This is a genomic window from Gemmatimonadota bacterium (genome assembly GCA_026387915.1).
In the GTDB taxonomy this organism is placed as follows: Bacteria; Gemmatimonadota; Gemmatimonadetes; order Gemmatimonadales; family Gemmatimonadaceae; genus Fen-1231.
Window position 1 is genome coordinate 177,637 of record JAPLKS010000009.1, and the last position, 17,953, is coordinate 195,589.

At 61.9% G+C, this 17,953-nt stretch carries 14 protein-coding genes and 2 rRNA genes; 1 reads left to right on the top strand and 15 read right to left on the bottom strand.

The genetic code is table 11. The annotated features are described in order from the left end of the window. Window positions 1–36: 36 nt before the first annotated feature. From NTZ43_04980 to NTZ43_05015, 8 genes are all read right to left on the bottom strand, one after another. On the bottom strand, window positions 37–2,538 hold the full coding sequence (locus tag NTZ43_04980; protein ID MCX5766566.1) for an ATP-dependent Clp protease ATP-binding subunit: 2,502 nt from the start codon (window positions 2,536–2,538) through the stop codon (window positions 37–39). A 31-nt stretch (window positions 2,539–2,569) separates the two neighbouring features. Continuing rightward, window positions 2,570–3,655, bottom strand: coding sequence for a protein arginine kinase (locus tag NTZ43_04985; protein ID MCX5766567.1), 1,086 nt, complete (start codon window positions 3,653–3,655; stop codon window positions 2,570–2,572). Then, entirely contained in the window at window positions 3,652–4,137 is a 486-nt protein-coding gene (locus NTZ43_04990) for a UvrB/UvrC motif-containing protein (GenBank protein ID MCX5766568.1), read from the bottom strand. Before NTZ43_04990 ends, NTZ43_04985 begins: the two co-directional genes overlap by 4 nt. Continuing rightward, window positions 4,138–4,890, bottom strand: coding sequence for an ABC transporter ATP-binding protein (locus NTZ43_04995; GenBank protein MCX5766569.1), 753 nt, complete (start codon window positions 4,888–4,890; stop codon window positions 4,138–4,140). 8 nt (window positions 4,891–4,898) lie between these two features. After that, window positions 4,899–6,149 carry an ABC transporter permease gene (locus NTZ43_05000; protein ID MCX5766570.1) on the bottom strand — a complete coding sequence of 417 codons (1,251 nt, stop codon included), beginning with the start codon at window positions 6,147–6,149 and terminating at the stop codon, window positions 4,899–4,901. Then, window positions 6,149–7,645 (bottom strand): lysine--tRNA ligase, encoded by a 1,497-nt coding sequence (lysS, locus tag NTZ43_05005; GenBank protein MCX5766571.1) that lies wholly within the window; start codon window positions 7,643–7,645, stop codon window positions 6,149–6,151. Before lysS ends, NTZ43_05000 begins: the two co-directional genes overlap by 1 nt. A gap of 109 nt (window positions 7,646–7,754) precedes the next feature. Continuing rightward, a protein-coding gene (prfB, locus tag NTZ43_05010; protein ID MCX5766572.1) for a peptide chain release factor 2 occupies window positions 7,755–8,856 on the bottom strand; the annotation gives its coding sequence in 2 pieces (ribosomal slippage) (window positions 7,755–8,789 and window positions 8,791–8,856; 1,101 coding nt in all). A 125-nt stretch (window positions 8,857–8,981) separates the two neighbouring features. Further along, window positions 8,982–9,245 carry a hypothetical protein gene (locus tag NTZ43_05015; GenBank protein ID MCX5766573.1) on the bottom strand — a complete coding sequence of 88 codons (264 nt, stop codon included), beginning with the start codon at window positions 9,243–9,245 and terminating at the stop codon, window positions 8,982–8,984. A 22-nt stretch (window positions 9,246–9,267) separates the two neighbouring features. Between NTZ43_05015 and NTZ43_05020 the strand changes: the two genes are divergently transcribed. Then, window positions 9,268–10,023 (top strand): hypothetical protein, encoded by a 756-nt coding sequence (locus NTZ43_05020; protein MCX5766574.1) that lies wholly within the window; start codon window positions 9,268–9,270, stop codon window positions 10,021–10,023. A 160-nt stretch (window positions 10,024–10,183) separates the two neighbouring features. On the opposite strand, the gene NTZ43_05025 is transcribed toward NTZ43_05020, so the two are convergent. From NTZ43_05025 to NTZ43_05055, 7 genes are all read right to left on the bottom strand, one after another. Further along, the gene (locus NTZ43_05025; GenBank protein ID MCX5766575.1) at window positions 10,184–11,179 is read right to left on the bottom strand and encodes a diguanylate cyclase; all 996 of its coding nucleotides are present in this window, start codon (window positions 11,177–11,179) and stop codon (window positions 10,184–10,186) included. Window positions 11,180–11,264: 85 nt separating this feature from the next. Beyond that, window positions 11,265–11,966: a hypothetical protein gene (locus NTZ43_05030; GenBank protein ID MCX5766576.1), complete on the bottom strand. Its 702-nt coding sequence runs from the start codon at window positions 11,964–11,966 to the stop codon at window positions 11,265–11,267. Between the two features lie 335 nt (window positions 11,967–12,301). Continuing rightward, the gene (locus tag NTZ43_05035) at window positions 12,302–13,279 is read right to left on the bottom strand and encodes a PorV/PorQ family protein (GenBank protein ID MCX5766577.1); all 978 of its coding nucleotides are present in this window, start codon (window positions 13,277–13,279) and stop codon (window positions 12,302–12,304) included. Between the two features lies 1 nt (window position 13,280). Next, on the bottom strand, window positions 13,281–13,451 hold the full coding sequence (locus tag NTZ43_05040; GenBank protein ID MCX5766578.1) for a Trm112 family protein: 171 nt from the start codon (window positions 13,449–13,451) through the stop codon (window positions 13,281–13,283). Window position 13,452: 1 nt separating this feature from the next. Further along, window positions 13,453–14,334, bottom strand: coding sequence for a GTPase Era (gene era / locus NTZ43_05045; GenBank protein MCX5766579.1), 882 nt, complete (start codon window positions 14,332–14,334; stop codon window positions 13,453–13,455). Window positions 14,335–14,486: 152 nt separating this feature from the next. After that, window positions 14,487–14,603, bottom strand: a 5S ribosomal RNA gene (rrf, locus tag NTZ43_05050). A 149-nt stretch (window positions 14,604–14,752) separates the two neighbouring features. Next, a 23S ribosomal RNA gene (locus NTZ43_05055) occupies window positions 14,753–17,701 on the bottom strand. Between the last annotated feature and the right edge of the window lie 252 nt (window positions 17,702–17,953).

Sequence of the window (17,953 nt, forward strand, 5' to 3'; positions counted from 1 at the left end):
CCCTTCCGGCCCCGTAAGTTCCGGCCCCCCAGTGCCCTACGCCTTCGGGGAACTCGCCGGGGTCCTGAATTCGAGCTTTTCCCCGTCCGGGGCCACGTCCACCTCGATCTCGTCCCCGCGCTGGAACTCGGCCAGCAAAATCTTCTCTGAGAGGGGGTCCTCGATCCACTTCTGAATGGCCCGCTTCAGCGGCCGGGCACCATAACTCTCGTCGTATCCGTGCTTGGCCAGGAAGGCCACCGCCGCGTCCGACATCTTGAGCGACAGTTCCTCCTCCTTCAGGCGCTTTTGCACGTCGAGCAGCATAATCGACACGATCTGGCTGATATGCTCCTCGCTGAGCGGATGGAACACAATCACGTCGTCGAGGCGGTTGAGGAACTCGGGGTTGAATACGTGCTGCAACTCCTCCTTCACCTTCTCCGCCATCTTGTCGAACGATCCGCGCTTGTCCGCCGCGCCAAAGCCCAGGGTGCGGTTCTTGGTAATGTCCTTCGCGCCGACGTTAGACGTCATGATGACGACCGTGTTCTTAAAGTCGATCACGCGCCCGTAGTTGTCCGTGAGGTGCCCTTCATCGAGCACCTGCAGGAGGATATTGAACACGTCCGGATGCGCCTTTTCGATTTCGTCGAGCAGCACCACGCTATACGGCTTCCGCCGCACAGCCTTGGTCAGGGCGCCCGAATCTTCGTATCCGACATAGCCCGGGGGGGCGCCAATGAGGCGGCTCACCGAGAACTTCTCCATGTATTCGCTCATATCCACGCGAATCAGCGCGGACGAGTCGGCAAACAGGAATTTGGCCAGCGCGCGGGCCAGTTCCGTTTTGCCCACGCCGGTCGGGCCACAGAAAATGAACGACCCAATCGGGCGCGACGGGTCCTTGAGCCCCGCACGGCTCCGCCGAATCGAGCGCGCAATCGCCTTGATCGCATCTTCCTGCGCCACAACCTGCTTGTGGATGACCTCTTCCATGTTGAGGAGGCGAGCCGTTTCCGCTTCCTGCAGGCGCGTCACCGGAATCCCCGTCCACCGGCTGACGATGAACGCGATCTCTTCCTCGCCGAGCACCGGGCGGAACGACTGCCGACGCTTCTCCCACTCTTCCTGACGGGTACGGATATCGCCTTGGAGCTCGCGTTCGTTGTCGCGCAACGCGGCGGCACGTTCAAAGTTCTGATCGCGCACGGCGGCGTCCTTTTCAGCGTTCACCGCGTCGAGCTTCGCCTTGAGTTCCGCGACTTCCGGCGGCGGCACCTGCGCGCCAAGGCGAGCGCGAGCGCCAGCCTCGTCAATCACGTCGATAGCCTTGTCCGGCAGGAACCGATCGGTGATGTAGCGCTCCGAGAGCTTGGCCGCGATCGCCAACGTCTCGTCGGGAATTGTCACGCGATGGTGATCTTCGTACTTCTTGCGCAGCCCCTTGAGAATCTCAACGGTCTCTTCGATCGACGGCGGCTCGACGACCACCGTCTGAAAGCGACGCTCGAGGGCGCCGTCTTTTTCGATGTACTTGCGGTATTCGTTGAGCGTGGAGGCACCCACACACTGCAGCTCGCCGCGCGCGAGCGCGGGCTTGAGCATGTTGCTCGCGTCAATGGCCCCTTCGGCCGCGCCCGCGCCAACCAACGTGTGCAGTTCGTCAATGAACAGCACCACGTTCTTGTTCTGCGCGATCTCATTCATGACGGCCTTAAGCCGCTCTTCGAACTGTCCGCGATACTTCGTACCGGCAATCACCGCGGCCATGTCGAGCGAGAGCACCCGATTGTCGCGCAGGGAGTCTGGGCAGTCGCCATTCGCGATGAGTTGCGCGAGCCCTTCGACAATCGCGGTCTTGCCCACCCCCGGCTCGCCAATCAACACGGGATTGTTCTTCTTGCGGCGCGTGAGCACTTCCATCACGCGCTCAATTTCCTTGGCGCGCCCGATCGTCGGATCGAGCTGCCCCTCGGTCGCCAGTTGCGTCAGGTCGCGGCAGAAATGATCGAGCGCGGGGGTCTTGGACTTCTTCTCGCCCTTGGCGGGCGTCGGCGTCGCCGACGGGCTCGCCGTGCTCCCAGCACCTGTCGTACCACCCTGCGGCGGCTCCGCCGTGCCGAGCAGACGCAACGTCTCGGAACGCGCGGCGTCGAGATTGACGCCCGCATCCGTGAGCACCTGTGCCGCAATCCCCTTCTCTTCGCGCAGCAGCCCGAGCAGCAAGTGCTCGGTACCCACGTAGCTATGGTTCAACTCGCGCGCTTCGCCCATCGCGAGTTCGAGCACCTTCTTGGCACGACTCGTATACGGAAGATCCGGGCCGGTGGCTTGCGCCGCCTTCCCCATCTTCACGGTCTCTTCGATTTTCTGCTGAATGTCGTCGAGGTCGACGTTGAGATTTTGCAGAACCGCAGCCGCAACGCCCTCTCCCTCACGAATGAGGCCGAGCAGAATGTGCTCTGTGCCGACATACTCGTGGTGAAGACGCGCCGCTTCTTCGCGCGCCATCGAGAGAACTTTCCGGACCCGTTCCGTGAAGTTATAGCCGCTCATCGTGTCCCCGGTCGGTGAGATAGGCGCGGCGTCAGCCGGCCAACCCCGCTTCGTTGGCGAGCACCTCTCGCACGTACTTGGCCCGTGCCAGACTGGTCTCGCTTTCCGTCAGCGCACGCCCCGCCTCGTGGGCTAAATGCGCCGACTGGCTCAAAATCAGGAGCTTGTTGAGGGTGTATACACTGAGGCCCGTCATCAGTTGCAGCCCCACCGCCAACCGTAACCCACTCAACAGGTTCATAGCTTCGTCCGACGGCAGACTGCGGGCATGCCGCAGCGTCCCGAACGCGCGCCAGAGCTTGTCCTCTATAATATAACCAGCATCTCGCAGGAGAACACGCCGTGCCTCCATCTCCTGCTCGATCACACGCTTCACCACGTGGGAGAGGTGCTCGGTGAGCTCATCTTCCGCCCGCCCGAGCGTCGTCTGGTTTGAGATCTGGAAGAAATTCCCCACCACCTCGCTCCCTTCCCCGTACAACCCTCGGTACGTCAGCCCCATCTGCTGGAGCCCCTGGAGCACCTTCGCAATCTCCTGCGTCAGCACCAAACCCGGTAAGTGGATTAATACCGACGCCCGCATTCCGGTTCCCGTATTCGTCGGGCACGACGTCAAAAACCCGAACTCGGCATGAAACGCATACGGGACCTGCTCGCCGAGCTCACGGTCCAAGCGCTGCGCCGCCGTAAAGGCGCCGCCGAGGTCAAAACCAGACCGAAATACTTGCAACCGCAGATGGTCTTCTTCGTTGACCATCACCCCGGCTTCGTCGGACACCAGGACGGCCGCGCCGCTCCGCGGCTCTCCAGATGCGTCCAACCCGGCCAGCTCCTTGCTCACCAGGTGCCGCTCGTGCAACACCTGACGTTCCGTGAGCGTCAGTTCATCGACCCGCACGAGGACGCTGTGCGCGAGACTGCTCACCTTCGGCACGGCATCGCGCACCTGCTGCAGCACGCGCAACCGCTCGCCGTCGCGCGACCGCGGCGAGAACGCATAGCCTGCCACATTGCGCGCCAGCCGGATGCGCGACGACAACACGATGTCCGCATGCTCCCCACTCGCGGCGAGCCACGGGATACCGCCCTCAGGCAACAGCGAAAGATCGAGCGTCATTCGAGCGTCCGGATTTGATCGCGCAAGGTCGCCGCGGTTTCAAACTCTTCCTGCCGAATCGCATGCTGGAGCTGCGTGCGGAGATCCGTCAACGTGGTATTCCGGTCCACGGCTTCGTCCGACGGCGCGCGGTACTGCCGGCCGACATGTTTCGAACTGCCATGCACCCGCCGCAACAAATCGCGCAGGCTGTGCTCGAACGCGCCATAACACTGGGCGCACCCCAGCCGCCCGCTCGCGCGGAAGTCGCGGAGTGACGTGCCGCAGTACGAGCACCGCGCCGCATCTCCCGCCATCTGCGCCGCTTGCTGTTGCGCGGCCTGCAGGAACTCGCCGAGCGGCGTCGTCGGCGCCGTAACGGTCGTTTCGATTCCACGTTCAGCCGCACACTTCTCACACAGGTGGAGCTGCGTCACCGCATTCTCCACGATCTGCGTGAGATTCAACACGGCATCGCGTTCCTTGCATTGATCGCAAAGCATTCAGACGGCACCCTGGTTGCTTGAATTATCGGCTAGGTGACCGCTTTCCAATAGCAGGACACGGTCGGCTCGCGCCGCCAGCGCCCGGTTATGTGTGACCACCACCAGCCCGAGCGAGAGCTCCCGAGCCAGTTCGGCAAACAGGTCGTGCAGCGACTCGGCGTGCATATGGTCCAAGTTGCCCGACGGCTCGTCGGCGAGGAGCAACCCCGGTTGCATCGCCAGCGCCCGCGCCACGGCCGTGCGCTGCTGTTCACCGCCCGACAGTTCGGACGGCCGATGATGGCGCCGATGCGACAACCCGACCCGCTCGAGTAACTGCTCCGCACGCGCCCGCGACGCCGCATCAGGCCGCCCCGCGATGCGCAGCGGCATCATCACATTCTCCAGGGCCGAAAACTCCTTGAGCAGATGATGGAACTGAAACACAAATCCCACCCCGCGATTCCGCCGCTCCGCGAGCACTTCGTCCGAGAGTGCGGCCACAGGCTCGCCATTGAGCAACACCTCACCGCTCGTCGGCCGCTCGAGCGCACCGAGCACGTGGAGCAACGTGCTCTTACCCGCACCGCTCGCGCCGATAATAGCGACCATCTCGCCACGACGCACGGTAATGCTGGCGCCTTCCAGCACCCGCACCGCGGCACCGTCGCCGCCGTGGAACGTCTTGAATACGTTGCGCGCCTCGAGCACGGGCACCGCCGGAGCGTCCACGACGTGATCGTTCGCGGCGCGTGCGGGCGGGAGCGTCATCTCGTCGCTCATTCGCTGCGGATCGCCTCAATCGGGTAGAGCCGCGAGGCCTGCACCGCCGGATACAACGTGGCGAGCCCCGCGACCAGAACGCCGAGCATCCCAATCAGCGCCGTGTCGAACAGCTGCAAATGCACTGGAAGGTGATCAATGAAGTAGATGGTCGGGTCCAGCGCGATCAGGCGATACCGATCAATCACCACACTCGTCACCACGCCGATCAACAGCCCAAGCCCCGTCCCGACCATGCCAATCACGAGTCCCTGCACAAGGAATATCCGTCGCACCGAGAGCGACGGCAGCCCCATCGTTTTCAAAATGCCGATCTCGCGCGTTTTGTCTCGCACCACCATCGTGAGTGTACTCACGACGTTGAACGCCGCCACCATAATGATGAGCGAAAGAATGACGCTCATCCCCAGTTTCTCAAGGCGCAACGCACTAAACAGCGCGCTGTTTTGTTCTCGCCAGGTGACGGTGTGGTACGGGAAGCCGAGCACGGCGGCAATCGTGTCGCCCACGGCCGTCGCGGCCTCGCGATTAGCAGTGCGCACTTCGAGTCCCGTCACCGCGGTGTCGAGTCCGGCTATTTGTTGGGCAATCGCCATATCAAGGTAGATGTATGAATTGTCGTACTCATACATCCCTGTCTCGAACACGCCCGTCACTTCCACCTCGTAATACGCCGGCACAAAGCCGCCGGTGACGGCATTCGGCTGGAGATTGGCCGCCGAGAGCAACGTCAGCTTGGTCCCAGGAAACGCGTTCAGGCGATTCGCGAGTAGTTTCCCCACCACCGCGCCGCGGCGCTTGCCGTCTTTCGTCTCGAATCGAAAGTCGCCCATGATGGCGTGCTCGCGGATGGTCGTCACATCCTGCGACCGCGTGCCGGATGGTTCAATGCCTCCGATCGACGCGCCCTCCTGATAGCTGCTCGCGCCGCGCACCAACGCCTGCGTGGACACAAACGGGGCGACCGCCACGACACCCGGTTGCTGCGCGACGGTGGCGAGCGCTTTCCGCCAGCCGGGCACGCGCAGTTCGTCGCCAAAAGTGAGCACCCGCACATCGGGGCTCCCCACGAGAATCTTGTCGCGCAAATCCGTCTGCAGGCCATTCATCACGCCAATAATCACCACCAACGCACTCACGCCCACAACAATACCGCCAATTGCAATGACACTAATAAACGACAACAACCGCGAGCCGCGCCGGCTGCGCAGATAGCGCCACGCAATGGCCAGCTCGAGCGAAAGCATTACTCCGGCCGCATGGTCGGAAAGAGAATCGCGTCACGAATGTGCTGCGTGTCCGTGAGATACATAAACAACCGGTCGAGCCCAATGCCAACGCCGCCCGTTGGGGGCATGCCGTATTCCATGGCGCGCAGATAATCCTCATCCACATTCGTGGCTTCTTCGTCGCCGGCGGCCTTGAGGCGCGCCTGCGCTTCGAAGCGCGCTCGCTGGTCGATCGGATCGTTGAGCTCGCTGAAGGCGTTCGCCAGCTCCTTGCCACGCGCAAACAACTCAAACCGTTCCGTGAGTTCAGGATTCCCGCGCTTGGGCTTCGCCAACGGCGACAGTTCCTTGGGATAGTCAATCACGAAGGTCGGGCGATCGATCTTGCTCTCCACATGGAACTGAAAGAGCTCATCCATCACCTTCGGACGCGACAACCCGCCCACATTCTGCACGCCAATGCGTTCGGCGGCTTTGCGCAGCTCCGCGTCGCTCATGGCCGTCACATCCGGCACTCCGAGCGCCTGCGAGAGCGACGGCAACCACTCCAAGCGCGGGAACGGACCAGCCAGCACCGCTTGGTCGCGCGCCGGAATGGCATCGCTCACATCGCTCCCCGCGAGCGCATCACGCACGGCGCCCGCCGCCGAGATGAGCAGCGCTTCGACGAGCGTCATCATGTCGGTGTAGTCCGCATACGCCTGATAGAACTCGAGCATCGTGAACTCGGGATTGTGCGTGCGATCAATCCCTTCGTTCCGGAAGTCGTGTCCGATCTCATACACGCGGTCGAACCCGCCAACGCTCAGCCGCTTCAGGTACAGCTCGTCGGCAATGCGCAAAAACAATGGCATGTCGAGCGCGTTGTGATGCGTGACAAACGGCTTGGCCGCTGCCCCGCCGTACAACGGCTGCAACACCGGCGTCTCAACCTCGAGAAAGTCGCGTCCGTCAAGGAAGGTGCGAATCGACGTGGTCATCTTTGAGCGCGCCCGAAACAGGGCGCGCACTTCGGGATGCACCGCGAGATCGGCATAGCGCTGACGCGAGCGCATCTCGCCGTCGCTAAACGCCGAGTGACGCACCGTTTTGCCGTCCACCACTTCTTCCTTGCCAAACGGCAACGGACGGAGCGACTTCGCCAACATCTGCACGCTCTCCACACGTACCGTCACTTCCCCAGTCCGCGTGCGGAACAGCGGGCCGCTCACACCGATGATGTCGCCGAGGTCGTAGTGATCGAGCAAGGCAAACACTGCGTCGCCGAGCCCGTCCTTACGGAAGTAGAGCTGCACGCGGCCACTCCCATCGCCCAAGTGCGCGAACGTCGTCTTGCCGTGGGCGCGCCACGCCACCACACGCCCCGCCACGCGAACCACCGGACCTTCCGCTTCACTCCCCTCGGGGAGGAGCGCCACCGCGTCGGCCGCAAAGTGCGTGCGCTCAAACCCGTAGGCGAACGGCTCCACACCCTGCGCCACCAGCGCGTCGAGTTTCTCGCGACGCGCGAGCATCACGAAGTTGAGGTCGTCTCGACCCTCGGCTTCTTGGCTCTCGGCTTTGACGCTCTCGGCTTTCTGGCTCTCGGCTTTTTGGCTCTTGTCGGTCACGCCGCGGTCCTCATCACGAACCCTGCTGTTTGAGGTAAGCCTCAATGAACGGATCGATCGCCCCGTCCATCACTTTTTGTACGTCGGTGATTTTGAGTTCCGTGCGATGGTCGTTGACCATCGTGTACGGCTGAAAAACGTAACTCCGAATCTGACTACCAAAACTCACGTCCTGCTTATTGGCGTCGAGCTTTGCTTTGACGGCCGCCTGCTTTTCCACTTCTTGTTGGTAGAGGCGGTTCTTGAGCTGCTTCATAGCGGTCGCGCGATTCTTACCCTGGCTCCGCTCCTGCTGGCAGGTCACCACGATGCCAGACGGGATATGCGTCAAGCGCACGGCCGAACTGGTTTTATTCACGTGCTGCCCACCCGCACCCGACGCGCGGAACACATCCATCTTCACGTCTTCGTCGCGAATTTCAATGTTGATTTCGTTATCCACCACCGGATACACGAAGATCGACGCAAAGCTCGTGTGACGGCGCGCCTGCGAGTCAAACGGTGAGATGCGCACGAGACGATGCACGCCCGCTTCGGGGTGCAAAAATCCGTACGCGTACAGCCCCTTGATCTCAAGCACGGCGCCTTTGATGCCCGCTTCTTCGCCGTCGCTCATGTCGAGAATTTCCACCGTCATACCGCGACGCTCCGCCCAGCGCGTGTACATGCGCATCAGCATTTGGGCCCAATCCTGCGCCTCGGTGCCACCGGCACCGGCAGAAATTTCGACCTGGGCATCGCGGTAGTCGTCGGCCCCTTGCAGGAGCGACTTCAGTTTGAATGCGTCCGCCTCGTCCCGAATCGCCACGACTTCGCTCTCGACTTCGGCGATCATATCGGGGTCCGGATCCGCATCGAGCAACGCGTCCATCTCGAGCGCTGCTTGCGAACGGCCCCAGAGTTTGTCGAATGGGTCCACCCACACCTTCAGGGCTTTGACCTTCGACACCACTTCCTTCGCGTGCTCCTGATTCCCCCAGAAGCCGCCATCGGCCATCTCCGCCTCAAGACGGGTCAGCGCGTCGCGCTTGCCGTCGAGGTCAAAGGAACCTCCGTAACTCCGCGAGTCTCGACTGGTCGAGCTTCAGCGATTTCGTGCGATCAGATTCAGCCATCGGGGTCGGTCGAGGAGGTGCAAAACGAGCCGCTCTCCGCCAATCGGAGAAACGGCTCGCGGACACAGAGAAAGCTAACGGCGTGGCGCACCCGACTCTAGTGCAATCCCGCGTCAGCGGCGGGGTTAGAACATCTTTTTCCCGCCCGCCAACACGTCGTTCAAGGCATCCTGAAAGTGGGTCGTCGTGTCGGCGAACTCCTTGCCGACCTGATCCACATATTCCTCGTAGCTCTTCTTGATTTCCTCGCGGAAGAGCTGCTTCAGCGTTCCGTTCCGAATGCCCTCCTCCCGCTTCTGCGGCAGGTAGGTCACCATATCGCTCACCAGAGCCCTCGCGAGCCGCTTGGCCCGCTGATTCGGGTCGTTGGCAAGGAACGGGTTGATCACACGCTTCCCCGTCCCCTCCTCCGTGATCGCGCCCGAAGGACGCGGCGGCACTGGAGTCACCGGCGGCACCGGCGGCACCGGCGGCACCGGCGGCACCGGCGGCACCGGCGGCACCGGCGCCATCGACTGCGGCGGCGTGGGTGCCTCAGAGGCGCGAACCGAAGGCACAACTGACGGCGCAGCTGGTGCGGCCGGCGGTGTCATCGGGGGCACCAACGGAGCCGCCATCGCCGGCATCATTGGCGGCCTCACCGGCGGGGCCATCGGCGGGGCCATCGGCGGGGCCATCGGGGGCACCATCGGCCCACGAGCGGGCGGCGCGAAGGCCGGACGAGGCGCGGCGGGCATCCCTGGTACCGTCGTCGGACGCGGCGAAGCCGTCGGCCCCGATGGCGGGCTCATGGGCCTCGGGGGCGTGGCGCCCCCCAAAGGCGAAATAGGACGCGGACCGGTCGCTGCCCCAGGCATCGGCGGCGGCATCGGCGGCGGAACCGGAGCCCGGGGCGGTATGACCGGCGCACTCGGAGGAGGCGGGGCCATCGCCGCACGTGCGACTGGAGGAGCAAACGACGGTGCCGGCGGTGACGCTGGAGCGGTCAGATTGGGAAGCGAGGCCTCCTCAAACACCTCAGTAGCCGCCTCACTCTCGTCGGCGGTCGAACCGAAGGCCGAGGCCAAAAGGGTCGCACTCGAGCGCGCGCCCCCACCCACTGCCGCCGGCGGAGCCGAAGAAATCGCAGAAACCGCAGGAGCGGCCGGAGCCGCGACACGCGAATAGTCCGAACCCGACAGCGCGCCACTCGCACCAGCCAGCGCCGCGTCGGGCTCATGCACCGGAATCACCCCACCACACACCGAGCAACGCGCGCGAACGCCGCCGATCGGCACCTTGGCCGGGTCAACCCGAAAGACAGAACGACAATCCGGACAGGTGACGTTCACAAGCCATCCCCCGCACGCTGCTCAGCCGACGTATGCACCGTCGGAAGTTCGTTGTCGTGGTTATCGCTGCGTCGATCAATCGTAAAGACCGACCCGGGCAGCGTCTTCGCGTAACTCTTCATTTCTGTCGCCAACTCGCTGACTTGCGCCGCATGAGTGAACTTCCGCCGCTCGTTGGTCACGACGCCGACGGAGACCGTCATCAGCGGCACCTTGTGCAGCTGGCCACGACGGTCCTTACCAAAATAATACCCAGCGCGACGATCCTGTTCCGAATACTGGAAGGGCACCAGCGCATCGAACGTCCCGATAATCTCGGCGCACGTCTCCTGCAGTTCATCCACCGGCATCACAAAGAGGAAATCGTCGCCGCCAATGTGACCCACGAACCCAGCCTCGCCGCAGGTGCCTTTTACAACATCGTGCAGAATCTTCGAGAGAATCCGAATCACCCGGTCGCCGTCGTAATAGCTGTACCGGTCGTTGTATTCCTTGAAGTGATCCAAGTCGGCGTAGCAGACGGCAAAGAACTCATCCGCCTCTAGACGCCGCGCAATGTCCAACTCAATCTCCATCGCACCCGGCAGGCGCGTGGAGGGATGCACGAAGGTGTCGCGATCAGATCGCCGCAGCAACGCGTCGAGACGCAACAGCATTTCTGCCGGCGACACCCCCTCGCGAAACACCTCATCTGCCCCCGCATCAAACGCCGCGGCAAACGAAATGTCCTCATTGACCGTGGTGACCACCACCGGCACGATTCCCGTGAAGGAATCAGACTTGATGCGCCGGCAGGCGGTCAACGACTCAATCGGCCCGCCGCGCGCATCAATCAGCACCAGCCGCGGGCGACTCCGGAACGCAATCGACATCAATTCATCCGCCGTCCGCAGGACAATAGACTGCAAACGCCGAGCGTCCAGCCAACTCCGCACGATTTCGGGGAGTGGCTGATCATCCGGCGTAAGAATTACCGCAGTCGCTAGCGCCAATGCGTTGGGGGGAAGGGGTCAGTCGCAAGATACGCGGTACGTCAGGAACGTGTCAAACGACTGTCCCGCTTGAACTTGCGACAGCCTATCTCGGAGAAGGACGCCCAAAGGGCGCCCAGGGCAACGTGGCGGTGACATAGCTCTCCTCCCCCACTGCCCCAAAACGGCCTGATACCCGGAGCGTCACAAACGCGTCGAGCATCGACAGCATGCTGTTGGCCAGCATCAAGCGCAGGTTGAGATTCGCGTCGCGGTTCGCCTGGTTCTTGTTGCGAATTGCACGCCGATAGATGTCTTGCTCAAGCTGCGCGTTGCGCCACGACCACCGAAACTCGGGCTTGATCGATCGACGATTGTACTCATTAATGGAGTTCGCGTACGCCGACGACAGATGGTCAGGCTCTACATTCGGATTCTTCCAGTACGTGTTCCGCATCTGTTGCCAGAGCCACCCGTTGTACGTCTCGGGGTCGATTTCAGGAAGCACGGTACCCGGCTGGCGCGTGTAGACGCCGCTCTCGACGTACTTCTCCATCTCCTCGTAGTACGCCCACGCGCCCACGGGCTTCGTGCCTTCGAACAGCGCACGCGCCACATCACGTGCCAGCCCCTGCGAGCGATCGCGCTCGCGCAACATCTCCGCCCGTTCGTTGAAATACCCAAAGAGCGCGTAGCCTTCGGCGGCAAAGTACGCCACAAAGCGATTTTGCCCGAGCAACAGCTGCCCGCTCCCGGGCACTACGAACGATGCCAGCGGCAACCACCACGACGTATCGCGCCGTGCCAAAAATCCGCTCCTGGCGCGAATCGATGGCAATGCGTTCGACGGGCGATCCGTCGTATCGGCGAGGTTCCATGTATTAAAGGGACGCCGCAGCAATGCCGCTGCCCCACGCACCGTCGCCAACGAATCCGCCGCCCCGCGAGCATTCAGCAGCGAATCCGCTGCTGTTGCTCTTGCGGTCGGAATAGCGGACGAAGTCGCGGAGGAAATCGCGGACGCTGTAGCGGTTCGGCTCACATTTGCGGACTGCGCGCCGAGAGCCGGCGCGCCGCAGCTCCACAGCAACGCGAGGCACCTGATCGCCCCCGACCAGCCCGATCTGCGCGTGAACGTGGACATCAGAATCCGAACCGCAGTGTCAGGTAAGTCGGCGAGCGCTGTCGATCGGTGGTGCCGTCGCCAAAGGACTGAGCAAAATCCATCGCCAGCCCCGCGCGACGAATCCCCACCCCCACCGAGGCACCACTTAGTTCGCCACTTCCCATCGCGTAGCCCGCCCGCAGATAATATTTATTCTGCAACGCGAATTCCCCTCCAGCTCGCACCTGCACTTTCCGGTCGGCCGGGTGCGTCATCACTTCCGCCACCGTAGCCAACGTGGCCCCCTGCACTCGGCGCTCCACCCACGGCACCAGATAACGCGCCCCGAGGTGTAGCCGCAATGGAAGCGGATCCGCCTGCGGAACGTCGTTCACCTGCAGGTTGAACCCCACGTTGCGCAGCGCTGCGCCAAGCACCAACCGGCGCGCCGAATCCACGGCCACCTGCAGCCCCGCATCCACGCCGTTGGTCGACGCCACGTAGAGCGGCAGATTACCGCACGACCCGGTGCAGTCGGTGCGCTGTTGCACAAGTTTATAGGTAACGCCTACCGACACTCGGCGCCCAATCGTGGCCGCATACGACGCGCCAAGCACGAGGTCGCGCGGGAGAATCGTACCAATCGTGCCGTAGAGATCGGTCGCTTCTTGTTCGCCGAGGTCAAGGAGATAGGCGCCAACCGCCACCACACCCACGAGGCCGGCCGGATACACGCCAGCGATCGCAATCCCCTGCACCCCGAGCGACGTCTGCGAATAGTCGAGCGTGAGTTCGGGACGTCGTATCCGCGCGATGGACGCCGGATTCCACCAGATCCCCGTGCCGCCAATCTCCGAGGCAACCACCGATTGCCCGACGCCCACAGCCCGAGCGCCCACCGGCATCACTAAGAACGCCGCCCCTTCTTTGGTGACGTCCTGCGCCAACGCCGAGCGCGCGCCGCCGAGCGCAGCGAATCCGCCGCACACCAGGAGCGCGCGCAGCAAGCGGCACATGCTACGCGAGCGGCTTGGCCTCATCGATCAACATCACGGGGATGTCGTCGCGCACCGGATACCGCAACGCACAGGCCAGGCAGTCGAGCGCCGAGTCGGCTTCTCGATACGCGAGTGGTCCTTTGCATTTGGGGCAGACGAGAATCGCGAGCAACGGCGAGGCAAGCGCCATGTCATTCTCCTTCGGGAACTTTGTATCCCAAACGCCGGAGCGCCGCGTGATCGCGTCGCCAGTTCGGGAGCACCTTCACCCAGAGATCCAAGTAGACCTGACCGCCAATGAGCTGCTCGATCTTGCGCCGAGCTTCCTTGCCGATCGATTTCACACGCGCCCCACCCGACCCAATCAGAATGCGCTTCTGACTGTCGCGTTCTACGTGCAGAACCGCTCGAATGTATACCGGCGTGCGCGTTTCCCGAAACTCTTCAATTTCGCACGCGATGCTGTACGGCACTTCATCAGAGAGCTGCTCGAGCGCAGTTTCGCGAATGAACTCCGCGGCAAAGAAGCGGGTTTGCTGGGTGCTCAGATCTTCGGCGTCGTAGAAGAACGGGTGCACCGGCAGCATCGCGCGGATACGACTGAGAAGGTCTGGGATCCCGTCGCCCGTGAGCGCGGAGATGAACTCGGCGCTCGGGTAATCGGCCTCGAGCCCGGCGCGATTTCCCTTGGAGAGCGAGTCGGTTTTGTTCAGAGCGAGAATCACCGGCGCCTTTGGCGTTCGATGAGGCGGAAAGCCGGCTGCCTCGGCGAGTGATTCGATTTTACTGCCCGCGTCCACCACATGCACAATGATGTCGGCGTCTTGGAGCGCCTGGAGCGCGGACGCCTGCATGGCTTTATGGAGGGCGTACTCCGGCTGGAGGAGCCCTGGCGTGTCGTGCAGGACGATCTGCGTGGTGTCGTCGGAGAGGATGCCAACGATGCGATCGCGCGTGGACTGGGGCTTTGGGCTGGTAATGGCGAGCTGCGTGCCGACGAGTCGGTTGAGCAGCGTCGATTTACCGGCATTCGGCCGGCCGGCAACAGTGACGATTCCCGCGCGCGTAGTCATCGAATAAGGACGATTGGGAGGCCGGCGTAGGAACGGGCCGGTCGAGCAGAGCAGTAGCGGAGGTGGTGCTGAGGTGGTGCGGATCGAAATGGGAACAGAGTGGTGGGAAAAAAAGAAGGCCCCAGCCGGTAAGGGCTGGGGCCTTCAAGAGGTGCCGGCGACGGCCTACTCTCCCGCGATCTCTCGATCGGAGTACCATCGGCGCTGTAGGGCTTAACGACCGTGTTCGGAATGGGAACGGGTGTGGCCCCTACGCTCTAGTCGCCAGCGTTTTGTGTAAAAACGTTGTCAAACTGACAGCGGAGTATGGGTAGTGATCATAGGATGTTTCGAATCCATGTGCCTGCCCGGGAGGGCAGGACTTGAGATCGTGCGAATGCTCTGCGGTTGGTGATTCACCCCTGTAAAAACAGGGGGAGTAGTCAAGCCGCACGGGCGATTAGGACCACTGCGCTCGGAAGCGATTACTCGCCTTCCACGTGTGGCCTATCGACGTGGTGGTCTCCCACGGCCCTTTAGGGGAGTCAAGCTCCCAGGGAAGATTCATCTTGGGGACAGCTTCCCACTTAGATGCTTTCAGCGGTTATCTGTGCCAGTCATCGCTACCCGGCGGTGCACCTGGCGGTGCAGCCGGGACACGAGCGGACTGTCCGACTCGGTCCTCTCGTACTAGAGTCCGCGCCCCTCAATCTTCCAACGCCCACGACGGATACAGACCGAACTGTCTCACGACGTTCTGAACCCAGCTCATGTACCACTTTAACCGGCGAACAGCCGGACCCTTGGGACCTTCTCCAGCCCCAGGATGTGATAAGCCGACATCGAGGTGCCAAACCGCGCCGTCGATGTGAACTCTCGGGCGCGATAAGCCTGTTATCCCCAGCGTACCTTTTATCCGTTGCGCGATAGCCGATCCACACCGGGCTACCGGATCACTACGGCCCACTTTCGTGGCGGCTCGACCCGTCGGTCTCACCGTCAGGCTCCCTTATGCCGTTACACTCTAAAGCGCGAGTACCGACCGCGCTGAGGGAACCTTGCGCGCGCCTCCGTTACTCTTTCGGAGGCGACCGCCCCAGTCAAACTGCCCACCTGCCACGGTCCCAGCCTAGGTTTGCTAGTACGTGGTGAGGACGTTACACGAGCCAGGGTGGTATTTCACTGTTGCCTCCCCCCAAGCTAGCGCCTGGGGCTCAACGGCTCCCACCTATGCTACACAGTCACGTGCGACGTCCAATGGCAAGCTGCAGTAAAGGTGCATGGGGTCTTTTTGTCCTGTCGCGGGGACTCGGAATCCTCACCGAGACTGCAATTTCGCCGAGCACCGGGTCGAGACAGTGCCCAAGTCGTTACTCCATTCGTGCAGGTCGGAACTTACCCGACAAGGAATTTCGCTACCTTAGGACCGTTATAGTTACGGCCGCCGTTTACCGGGGCTTCGGCTCAATGCTTCGCCTTGCGGCTAACATCTCCCCTTAACCTTCCGGCACCGGGCAGGAGTCAGTGTGTATACGGCGCCTTGTGCGGCTTGGCACACACCTGTGTTTTTGCTAAACAGTCGCTTGGGCCGATTATCTGCGACCATAGAGAGCTTCGCTGTACGCTACACCCTCTACGGCATCCCTTCTTCCGAAGTTACGGGATCATTATGCCGAGTTCCTTGACCCGGTTTCACTCGTTCACCTTAGGCTACTCGCCTTGCCCACCTGTGTCGGTTTACGGTACGGACGTCTGCAACATTCCCTGACTAAGCTTTTCTTGCCAGCCGACTCCACGCATCTTGAGTTTGGGTTGCCCCGCACTCTCGTACTCAGGTCTCGATTGCTCTACACCCTTGAACGGCCATCCACAAAGCCGCATGCATTTCGTTTCTGGGTCCCTTAGCAGTTGTTAACACATTGCAGACGGGGCCGGAATATTTACCGGCTGTCCATCGACTACGCCTCTGGGGCCTCGTCTTAGGGTCCGCCTCACCCTGCGCTGATTGCCATGGCGCAGGAATCCTTGGGCTTACGGTGTGCGGGGTTTTCACCCGCATTTGCGCGTACTCATTCCGGCATCCTCACTTCTACACGCTCCACGGCTGGTTTCCACCGCCGCTTCGTTGCAGTGCAGAACGCTCCCCTACCCCTCTGACAAAGTCAGAAGGCCAAGCTTCGGCGGGCCGCTTAATCCCGACCATTCTCGGCGCATTCACGCTGGACTAGTGAGCTATTACGCACTCTTTAAAGGAATGGCTGCTTCTAAGCCAACCTCCTAGTTGTCACGGCACGAACACATCCTTCGCTATACTCAGCGGCCACTTCGGGGCCTTAGCTGTGGCTCTGGGTTCTTTCCCTCTCGCCGCTGGACATTATCGCTCAGCGACTGCCTCCCGAGGTCCATATATCAGGTATTCGGAGTTTGGTTGAGTTTGGTACCAGCTACGCCGGCCCGCGCCCATCCAGTCGCTCTACCTCCTGTATACACGCCTCGAGGCTCTACCTCAATAGATTTCGGGGAGAACCAGCTATCTCCAGGCTTGATTGGCCTTTCACCCCTACCCACAAGTCATCCGAGCGGTTTTCAACCCACACCGGTTCGGGCCTCCACTGCGTGTTACCGCAGCTTCACCCTGCTCATGGGTAGATCGCCCTGGCTTCGGGTCGTACACCCAGCAACTTCGCGCCCTCGTTTCAGGACTCGCTTTCGCTATGGCTCCGCTGGATACCAGCTTAGCCTCGCTGCTGAGTAGTAACTCGCCGGATCATAATGCAAAAGGCACGCAGTCAGTCGTGACGCCACCGAAGTGACGCCCAACCTCCTACCGCTTGTAAGCAAGTGGTTTCAGGATCTATTTCACTCCCCGCACAGGGGTGCTTTTCACCTTTCCCTCACGGTACTCGTTCACTATCGGTCACACGAGAGTCTTTAGCCTTGGAGGGTGGTCCCCCCAGCTTCACGCCCGATTACTCGAGTCGGGCGTTACTCAGGAACTCCACTACGCAGCGTCCATCGCTTTCGCCTACCGGGCTATCACCGTCTATGGCGCCCCGTTCCAGGGGACTTCGACTGGCTTCTCGCTACGCGTCTGTGGGTCCTACAACCCCGCGGCCACAAGGACCTCGGTTTGGGCTCTACCCAGTTCGCTCGCCGCTACTTTGGGCATCTCGGTTGATTTCTCTTTCCTCGAGGTACTTAGATGTTTCAGTTCCCTCGGTTAGCTCTCCTTGCGGAGTGACCAGGATCGCTCCTGGCCGGGTTGCCCCATTCGGCCATCTTGGGATCATAGCGTGTGTGCCGCTCCCCCAAGCTTATCGCAGCTTACCACGGCCTTCGTCGCCTTCGTGTGCCCAGGCATCCTCCACTTGCTTTCGCTCGCTTGACCACAATGGTTCAAGCAGAGCACGCGCGATCTACAACGAGTGAACAATCTAATCGGTACTGCTGATCAAAATTGCGTCACTGTGTGATTCGTTATCCCACGATCACTACCCACATCCGTTGTCAAATAGCTGAGTCCTGCGCAGCCTCTCCACTCGGGAGCGGCCGCCAGCCTGCTATAAAAAATTGAATGTGAGATCGGATGTACGAGGCGAGCGACAAAATCGGTAGCGCTTTCGTGCCGCACCGGTGTTAC

Bases quoted from the DNA above. Each gene is read 5' to 3' on its own strand.
- era (MCX5766579.1), bottom strand. From the start codon at position 14,334: ATGACTACGCGCGCGGGAATCGTCACTGTTGCCGGCCGGCCGAATGCC.
- NTZ43_04990 (MCX5766568.1), bottom strand. From the start codon at position 4,137: ATGCTTTGCGATCAATGCAAGGAACGCGATGCCGTGTTGAATCTCACG.
- lysS (MCX5766571.1), bottom strand. From the start codon at position 7,645: ATGCTCGCGCGTCGCGAGAAACTCGACGCGCTGGTGGCGCAGGGTGTG.
- NTZ43_05040 (MCX5766578.1), bottom strand. From the start codon at position 13,451: ATGGCGCTTGCCTCGCCGTTGCTCGCGATTCTCGTCTGCCCCAAATGC.
- NTZ43_05035 (MCX5766577.1), bottom strand. From the start codon at position 13,279: ATGTGCCGCTTGCTGCGCGCGCTCCTGGTGTGCGGCGGATTCGCTGCG.
- NTZ43_04995 (MCX5766569.1), bottom strand. From the start codon at position 4,890: ATGACGCTCCCGCCCGCACGCGCCGCGAACGATCACGTCGTGGACGCT.
- NTZ43_04980 (MCX5766566.1), bottom strand. From the start codon at position 2,538: ATGAGCGGCTATAACTTCACGGAACGGGTCCGGAAAGTTCTCTCGATG.
- NTZ43_04985 (MCX5766567.1), bottom strand. From the start codon at position 3,655: ATGACGCTCGATCTTTCGCTGTTGCCTGAGGGCGGTATCCCGTGGCTC.
- NTZ43_05000 (MCX5766570.1), bottom strand. From the start codon at position 6,149: ATGCTTTCGCTCGAGCTGGCCATTGCGTGGCGCTATCTGCGCAGCCGG.